Genomic DNA, 230 nt, shown 5'->3' with positions numbered 1-230 from the left:
CCATGAATTCCTGGTACGCCTGCATGCGCAGCTGCGCCCCGGGCACGAAGCCACCGGACGTCGCGATCGGCACGTAGCCGGCCGCCTTGAGCGCAGCGGCGGCCTCGTCGACCTCTTCCCACGTGGTCGGCAGCTCGGTGATCCCGGCGTCTTCGAACATCGTCTTGTTGTAGAAGAAGACGCCGGAGATCTGATAGGCGGTCGGCACGTAGTAGATCGCGTCACCGAAG

1 protein-coding gene is annotated in these 230 nt (G+C 64.8%); it reads right to left on the bottom strand.

Annotated elements, in window-relative coordinates:
- Window positions 1–230, bottom strand: a 230-nt coding sequence (locus tag FJ658_RS15300) for an extracellular solute-binding protein (RefSeq protein ID WP_141146226.1), incomplete at both ends; no start/stop codon positions are given.

This window comes from Schumannella sp. 10F1B-5-1 (assembly GCF_006517535.1).
Lineage (GTDB): Bacteria > Actinomycetota > Actinomycetes > Actinomycetales > Microbacteriaceae > Schumannella.
Note: the sequence above shows the minus strand (reverse complement) of the source record. Positions and strands in the feature narration are given on the sequence as shown.